Raw genomic sequence first — 8,177 nt, 5'->3', positions numbered from 1 at the left:
ATGCAAAACCTGTGGGAGCGTGGCTTGCCCGCGATGACGTCAGTTCGGTAGAAACTCAATACCCGCGTTGCACGTTCGCCTGATTCTCCAACGCCAGACCATTGAGAAACCGCTCGAGATTGCCCAGGAAACTGTCGGCGATTTCATGGCGGCTGTTGCTGGAAATCGCCGAGGTATGGGGTGACAGGCGCACCCGCGGATGGACGTAGAGCGGGTGACCGTCGGGCAAGGGTTCGGGTTCGGTGACGTCCAGCGACGCCAGGCCGATGCGTCCGGTGTCGAGCGCTTCCAGCAACGCTTGATGGTCGAGCAGGCCACCACGGGCGATGTTGATCAGGTGCAAGCCAGGTTTGGCGCTGGCGAGCACCGCACTATCTACGATATGCCGAGTGGCGTCGGTCAACGGTGCGGCCAGCACCAGATGATCGGAACGCGCAAACAGCTCATGGATGTCCCGCGCCGCTTCGACGCCTTCAACCTCGAACGGTGTCTGACTCTGACGCAGTGCCAGTACCTTGATGCCCAGGGCGTGGGCCTTGGTCGCCAGGCTGCGGCCAATGGCGCCAAAGCCGAGAATCCCCAGCGTGGTGCCCTTGAGCGGGGTCAGCGCCGTGAAATTCCATTGCGAATCATGCACCCAGATATCCGGCAGACGCTTGGCCGCGGCGAAAATTGCGGCCAGGGCGAACTCGGCGATGTTATCGGCGGCGCTGCCCCGCGAGGTGCTCACCGGCGGGCCGTTGAACAGCCATTGCGGGTAGAAGTCGATGCCCGACGACACCACTTGAATCCATTGCAGTCCATAGGGCCAGCCCGGTGGCGGTGTGTCCGGGGCCTGATAGCCACGCACATTGATTGGCCGCGCCAGCAGGATGCCGACTTCCGCCGGCAGGTCGCTGGGCACCCCGGCTGGCACGCCGATGACGCGGGCCTCGGGATGGGTTTGACTGAGACGCTGGCGGATCACTTCATTGAAGTCCTCATCCAGTTGGCTGGCGATGACAAGCTGGCTCATGGGTGTTCCTTGGACTGGGATGGGGGCTGGCGCCGGGCGAATACGGCTTTGCCGACGCCTTGCAGAATGGCGTCGTTTTGCGGGGTGTGGACGCGGCTGCACAGCACGTCGCGGTAATGCCGTTGCAGCGGATTATTACGTGACAGGCCCGGATTGCCGGACGCCTCAATGGCCAGCTCGACGGCACGAATCGCATTGCCGGTCACCAGGTATTTCAGCTGTGCCGCGTTGTTGGCCGGCGTGTGGCCCTCGGCGGCGGCATCGAGCAAACTGCGGTTGGCGAACAACAAAGTGTCTATGTGGCCGACGGTTTCCTGAAAGCGCGGCAGGGTCGACAACGCTGCGCCGAGGTTGGACGGCGCTCGGGTTTCCAGCCATTGCACCAACCAGTCGCGGGCGGCCTGGGCAACGCCGTCGTAGACCGATGACAGCAACACCGACATCCACAGCAAACCATCGCCATCGAGTTCGGGTTGCGGCGCGCTCCAGCGGCTGACGCTGACCGCGTGATCCAGCGGCACCAGTACGTTGTCGAATACCACCTCATGGCTGCAAGTGGCGCGCATGCCCAGATGATCCCAGTCCTCGATGATGCTGATGCCCGGCGTGTCCTTGTGCACCAGCCAGGCACCGACCAGCGGGTCCTCATCACTGCTGCGCGCCCAGACGCTGAACCAGGTCAGGCCATGGCTGCCGGTGGAGTAGGTTTTTCGCCCGCTGATCCGCCAGCCTGCGGAAGTGCGTCTTGCGACGGTCGCCGGCAGACCGCCGCGCGCGGGGGTGCCGAGATCGGGCTCGACCCGCAAGGCGTTGATCAGCGCACCCTTCTGGATGGCGTCATGCGCCACTTGCAGACGCAACGCTTCGGGCCAGTTTCGATTGTCTTGCAGGCGCGAGTGCTGGAGGTACTGCATCACCAGGATCAACGCCGTCGAAGGCTCGCCTTTGGCGATTGCACTGATGGCTTTGCGCGCCTGTGCCAGGTTCGCGCCGCCACCGCCCAGGGCTTTGGGCACGGTCAACGCAACCAGGTCGTGCTCATGCAACAGCTTGAAGTTGTCATGGGGGAAGGCGCCGCTCTCGTCATAAACATGGGCAGTGGCGCTCAGCTGTTCGCTGATGCCCTCAAGCAAGGCCTCGAAATTGGCTACTTCGACCGAGCGCAGCACGGGCGGGTGTTGGGAAGAAAGACTCATGGTGATTTCACTCGATCAAAAAGGGTGAGAGCCGGCTCATAGCGCAAGCAGCTTGAACTGACGGTCCCAAAGTGGGCTGACATCGAGCCGTTCACTCAACACACCCGCGTCGAAAAACAGGTCTGCCACTTCCTGCTGCGAGGCGATGGCCTGATCGTTCACTTCGATGATTCTCGAGGCCTGGCTGCGGTTGTTGTACATGTCGAGGAACACGGTTTTATCGACACCCAACAGCTGCGCCGATTTGGTGGCCCAGGGTTCGGGGTTGTTGTTGATCCACTCCAGGGTGCGCGCTTGTCGCTGCAGGTAGTCCTGAATGGCCTGCTTGCGCAGTGGGTCTTCCAGCGCGGCAGGGCGTGCGGCGATCAGGTAGTTGCCGGACAAATACCCCAGCGCGGTTTTCAGTACGCGGGCGCCACTGCGGAACTTCGCCAATTGGATGAACACGCCGTAGATCACCCAGGCATCGAGCTGTCCGCTCTGAAAAGCGGAAAAACCGTCCTGAGGCGTGAGCGCCACCGCGGTGATGTCCTTCATGGTCAGGCCCTGTTCCTTCAATGCCTTGATCAGGAAGTAGTGCGAGGTGGTGGAGCGCACGTAGCCAACCCGCTTGCCGCGTAACTGCCCGACCGATTCGATGGTCGAGTCCTTGGGAATCAGGAACACCTGGTTGTTCACGTCGCCTTGCAGCACCGCGATCAGTCTCGGTTGACGGTGACTCTGGATCGAGAAGATCGGCGGGATCTCACTCATTGAACCAATGTCCAGGCTGCCCGACGCCAGTGCCTCGACGATCAGGTTGCCACCGGCAAATTCCGCGTAATCGACTTTATACGGGCGCGTGGAGGTGCCGGCGTCATCGGTGAAGTACGAATCCTGGCCGCGATAGGTGGCGACGCCCAGGGTCAAGTCCGAGAGGCTGGTCGTTTGGGCGAACGCTCGAGAGGCCAGTCCCAGTGAGGACAACCCCAACGCACCGAGGGCGATCGAGCTGGCCGTGAGAAAGCCGCGACGATTGAACTGTCCCTGTGTGATCTTTTTCGTCATGGTCAGGCTCTTGTCAGATGGCGAGTTGGACGCAGGCTTGCCCCGGCGACAGGTTGAGGGATTCGCTCATGCCAGTGCCTCACTTTCTTCCCGGGTCTTGAGGGCGTTTTGCGCGTGACGGTTGGCAGGCACTTGCAGACCGAAGTTGTCGCGCAGGGTGCTGCCGCTGTACTCGTCGCGAAACAGGCCGCGCTGTTGCAGGACCGGCACGACCAGTTCGGTGAAGTACTGCAGGCCGTCCGGTAACAACGAGTTGATGATGAAACCGTCTGCCGCCCCTTCCTCGAACCATTTCTGAATCGCGTCGGCAACCTGCTCGGGAGTACCGACGAAGTCGCGCCGTGGCCTTGAGAAGCGCAGGGCGACTTCACGCAAGGTCAGGCCTTCGTCCCGAGCAAGTTGCTTGATCCGGTCCGATCCGCCTTTCTGGCTGTTGGACCCCAGATCGCCCAGCTCGGGGAACGGCGCATCCAGTGGGTACTGACTGAAATCGTGGTCATTGAAGGGCCGGCCGAGGGCGACGATTGCGTCCTCGATCGTCACCAGCTCCACGGCTTGCTGATAGCGGCTTTCCACTTCGGCTTCATCGCGGCCAACGATCGGGCGGATGCCCGGCAGGATCGACAGTTTCTGTGGGTCGCGTCCGAAATCGGCAGCGCGTTTTTTCAGGTCCTGATAGTAGGCGTGCGCATCATCGAAGCCTTCCTGGCTGACGAAAATCGCGTCGGAGTTTTCCGCGGCGAAATTGCGCCCGGCCTCAGAGGTGCCAGCCTGGAAAATCACCGGTTGGCCTTGCCGGGAACGGGAAATGTTGAGCGGGCCTTTTACCGAGAAAAATTCCCCTTTGTGCTCAAGGGCATGCAGCTTGCCGGGGGTAAAGAACTCGCCGCTTTGCTTGTTGTAGGCGAACGCATCGTCTTCCCAGGAGTCCCACAGGCCCTTGACCACATTCACATGCTCTTTGGCGATGCGGTAGCGAACGGCATGAGGCGGGTGTTCGGTCTTGCCGAAGTTATCGGCAGTGCCGCTGAGCCAGGACGTCACCACGTTCCAGCCTGCGCGGCCGCCGCTGATGTGGTCCAGCGAGGCAAATTGGCGGGCGACCTGGAACGGTTCGGTGTAGCTGACGGTGACGGTCGCTACCAGCCCGATGTTGTGCGTGGTGGCCGCCAGGGCCGAGAGAATGGTCAACGGCTCGAAGCGGTTGAGGTAATGCGGGCTGGATTTCTCGTGGATGTGCAGGCTGTCGGCGATGAACACGAAATCGAACTTGGCCGCCTCGGCCAGATGCGTCTGCTGCTTGTAGAAACCAAAGTTTACGCTGGCGTTGGGCTGGGCCTGCGGGTGGCGCCATTCGCCCCATCCGTGACCGACGCCATGGACCATTGCACCGAGTTTCAGTTGGCGTTGTTTGCTCATGGTGTTACTCCTTTATCCGTCGCATCGTTAGCGGGATGCCTGGTTGAGTGGGGCGCGCCTGGCGTTGAAGCTCTTGTCGAAACCTTGGGAAACGTCGATGTGTTTGCCGAGAATTCCTTCTTCCTGGTAGATGTCGGCGGTGGTTTGCAGGCCGCCGATGACCTGGTCGTCAATCTGCACCGGTTGCATGTGCGTGGCCTTTGCCACGGCGATGTGCACGTCCAGCGGCAAGCCGGTGACGCGCGCCTGGGCGGCGGCATATTCCTCGGGATGGGCGTTGGTCCAGCGGTAGGCGCGATCGACCCGGGCGACGAAATCGTCCAGTTGCTGGCGTTTGCCGGCGATGGCCTGGCTGGTGGCGGCGAAGTACAAATGATTGGTCAGCAAGGTTTCGCCGCTGACCAGCACCTTGGCCTGGCTTTGGGTGGTGGAAATGGTGGTGTAGGGGTCCCACGTCGACCAGGCGTCCGCGCTGCCGTTATCCAGCAGGATTCGCGACTCGCTCGGCAGCAGGTAGATGAACTGCACGTCGTGGGTGCTCAGGCCGGCATTGCGCAAGGCTTTGATCGCCAGGAAGTGGCCGATGGAGCCGCGGGTGGTGACGATTCGCTTGCCCTTGAGATCGCTGGCGGTGTTGAGCGGTGAATCCTTGGGCGCGAGGATGGCCGTGGTGTAGCGACCCTCGGCGTGCACGATGCTGACCACCTTGATCGGCGCTCCGGCTCCGAGAGCGAACACGTAGGGCGCATCGCCCAAGGCACCGATGTCCACGGCCCCGGCGTTCAATGCTTCACCGAGGGGCGCGGCGGCTGGAAACTCGGAGAACTGGATGTCGTAGGGCACGTTCTTCAGCTCGCCGGAGACTTCCAGCAGCACTTTGACCGTGGATTTCTGATTGGCCACCAGCAATGGCTGAAGGTCGGCGGCGTGGGTGGTCGCACAGAAGGTGAGGGCGCCGGCGATCAACAATCGTTTGAAGGGCAGGGTAAGGCTCATGCGGCGTACTCCAGGTGGATCTTGCTAAATTGGGTACCTCCGCCTGGAGAAGGGGTCGGTCTGGTGTTAACACTATTCCTATAAAAAAATGGTGTGAAATTCTTTTTGGTTATATGTTAATTATAAAAATAAGTGATTATGTTTAGATATAATATGCGAGATGCATACTTTATGCGGCCGTGATTCCGCAGGCGAGCCTTGAATAAAGAAGGGAAGGTGTAGAGCAGGAGAGCTTCCTGTGCCTTGCACAGGACACAGGAAGCGAGGGGCGCTTCAGATCACGAAAAATCCATGGGTGCCGTCCCGGGCCAACTGGTCTACCAGTCCGAACTCCCAGTCCAGGTAGGCCTGCATCGCTTCGCGCGGGTTGTCGGTGCCTTCATAAGGACGGCGATAGCGGTCGATACGCGGTGAGGCCAGGCGGGTTTCGCCTTCCTCCAGGGGCAGTTGCGCGGCGATCCAGCTGGCCGTGCCACCTTTGAGCAGAAACACCGCTTTGCCCGTCAATGCCTCGACCTCAGCCACCGCCAGGCGAGCCAGCTGACTGCTGCCGCAGGTCAGCACGTAGCGTTCTGCTGGCGGCACCTTGGCCAACGCTTCGCGCAGTTGCCCGCGCAAGGCCCACCACGCACCGGGGATATGGCGTTTGACGTAGTTGGCGCTGCTAGTGAAATCCAGTAAGACAATGTCGCCATGGGTCAGCCATTCGGTCAGGGTCTCGGGGCTGATTTCCTCGGCCTGTGGTGGCGCGGGAACGGGCGCCTGCCATGCTCCTTTTTCGCTGAAGTGCGCAGGTTGCACGTCATCGAGCACATGCACTTGCCAACCCAGTTGTGCAAGCCACGAAGCCGACATGTTGGCGCGCACGCCATCGTCATCGACCAGCACCAGGCGCGCACCGCGTACGCTGGCGAAGTGGTCGGTTTCCTGTACCAACTGGCCGCCGGGTGTCGAGCGGGCGGCGGGCAGGTGACCGGCTTCGAATTCTTCCGGGGGGCGCACGTCGAACAGGTAGGTGCTGCGGGTCGGCTCCTGTTGCCAGCGTTGCAAGTCTGCCAGGGTGGCGCGGCCTACCCGGGCTTTGTCGGCGACGCGACGGGCATCGCGGGCAGCAATTTGCCGATGCTCTTCGCTGGTCGGCGCGAATTGGCGCGACTGACCGTGCTGCAGTTTCTGTCCAGCCAGGGTCCAGCCGATGGTGCCGTTGCGCAAGGCCGAAACCGGGTTGGCGATGCCGGAGTTGATCAATGATTGAGTGCCGATAATGCTGCGGGTGCGGCCGGCGCAGTTAACGATGATGCGCGTGGCCGGGTCCGGTGCCAGTTCCCGGGCGCGCAGCACCAGCTCGGCCCCTGGTACGCTGATACCGGTCGGAATGCTCATGGTCTGGTATTCATCGAAACGCCGGGCATCGAGCACCACCACGTCGGCCTCGCTGTCGAGCAGTGCCTGGACTTCTTCCGCCGCCAGGGAGGGCGTGTGCCGCTGGCTTTCCACCAGTTCGCCGAAGGCTTTGCTCGGCACATTGACGTCGATGAACAACTCGCCACCGGCGCGGCGCCAACCGTCCAGCCCACCTTCGAGCAGGCTGACGTTGATGTAGCCCAAGTCTTGCAGACGCTGAGCGGCGATGCTCGCCAGCCCTTCACCATTGTCGTAGACGGTCACCTGGGTATCGCGCCTTGGAATTCGCGAGTACACCTCAAGCTCAAGTTTCGACAATGGAATGTTGGCCGCGAACAGCGGGTGTGATTCGGCGAAGGGCGCTTCTTCGCGCACATCCACCAGCGCCAGTTCTTCTCGGTTCAGCAGGGCCTGGCGTATTTCAGCGTAGGAGCGGGTGAGTGCAGTGCTCATAGGGCTTGGCTCTCTTTGGACAGATCCCAGATATTGGGGAGAAAGGCGTTGGAATAACCGGAGATGAACAGCTTCTCGCTGCCGTCGGCCTGGTACACCGCGCGGGGCACGGCCCCGATGTTGGCACCGTAGACATGGATGCTGATCGAGACCTGATCATCAAAGGCGTTGCTGACCTGGTGAATGTCCCCGATTTTTGGCGACACCGCTTCAACCTGGCCCGGCCGCAGTTGCACGCGGCTACCGTCGGTGATCAAGGCACCGTCGCTGTTGCGCTGGAAACCTTGCGAATACTCCGCGCCGCGCAACATGCCAATCAGCCCCCAGACCCGATGGTCATGGATCGGTGTGCTTTGCCCCGGCCCCCAGACAAAACTGACGATACTGAACCGCTGCCGTGAATCGACATGCAGCAGGTATTGTTGATAGCGCTCGGGGTCTGGTCGGGCGAAATCTTCCGGCAGCCAGTCATCATGACTGACCAATTGACCGAGTAGTTTGCCGCCACGATGCAACAGATCACCCTCGCGAGGGTTACTGTCGATCAATTCCGCCAAGGCGCCTATGAATGCTCTGAGTCTCTCCGGGTGTCGGGCCTGGGTCATGGCGATTCCATCGTTCGTTGTGAAAGTTGACCCTTTGATTTA

Annotated in this window: 7 protein-coding genes; all 7 read right to left on the bottom strand. The window is 61.3% G+C overall.

The window, feature by feature from the left end:
- Positions 1-55 precede the first annotated feature (55 nt).
- Positions 56-1,015, bottom strand: coding sequence for a D-isomer specific 2-hydroxyacid dehydrogenase family protein (locus tag AC1DXW_RS19025; RefSeq protein WP_477754375.1), 960 nt, complete (start codon positions 1,013-1,015; stop codon positions 56-58).
- Positions 1,012-2,211 (bottom strand): acyl-CoA dehydrogenase family protein, encoded by a 1,200-nt coding sequence (locus AC1DXW_RS19020; RefSeq protein ID WP_477754374.1) that lies wholly within the window; start codon positions 2,209-2,211, stop codon positions 1,012-1,014. The genes AC1DXW_RS19025 and AC1DXW_RS19020 overlap by 4 nt, the downstream gene beginning before the upstream one ends.
- 36 nt (positions 2,212-2,247) lie before the next feature.
- The gene (locus AC1DXW_RS19015) at positions 2,248-3,258 is read right to left on the bottom strand and encodes an ABC transporter substrate-binding protein (RefSeq protein ID WP_477754373.1); all 1,011 of its coding nucleotides are present in this window, start codon (positions 3,256-3,258) and stop codon (positions 2,248-2,250) included.
- Positions 3,259-3,324: 66 nt separating this feature from the next.
- Complete coding sequence (locus tag AC1DXW_RS19010; protein WP_477754372.1) at positions 3,325-4,677, bottom strand: LLM class flavin-dependent oxidoreductase; 1,353 nt, start codon at positions 4,675-4,677, stop codon at positions 3,325-3,327.
- Positions 4,678-4,704: 27 nt separating this feature from the next.
- Positions 4,705-5,673, bottom strand: a complete 969-nt coding sequence (locus AC1DXW_RS19005; protein WP_477760318.1) for an ABC transporter substrate-binding protein — start codon at positions 5,671-5,673, stop codon at positions 4,705-4,707.
- Positions 5,674-5,946: 273 nt separating this feature from the next.
- Positions 5,947-7,530, bottom strand: a complete 1,584-nt coding sequence (locus AC1DXW_RS19000; protein WP_477756366.1) for a rhodanese-related sulfurtransferase — start codon at positions 7,528-7,530, stop codon at positions 5,947-5,949.
- Positions 7,527-8,135 carry a cysteine dioxygenase family protein gene (locus AC1DXW_RS18995; protein ID WP_477756365.1) on the bottom strand — a complete coding sequence of 203 codons (609 nt, stop codon included), beginning with the start codon at positions 8,133-8,135 and terminating at the stop codon, positions 7,527-7,529. The genes AC1DXW_RS19000 and AC1DXW_RS18995 overlap by 4 nt, the downstream gene beginning before the upstream one ends.
- Between the last annotated feature and the right edge of the window lie 42 nt (positions 8,136-8,177).

The organism is Pseudomonas sp. P4_C4 (assembly GCF_056402055.1).
Note: the sequence above shows the minus strand (reverse complement) of the source record. Positions and strands in the feature narration are given on the sequence as shown.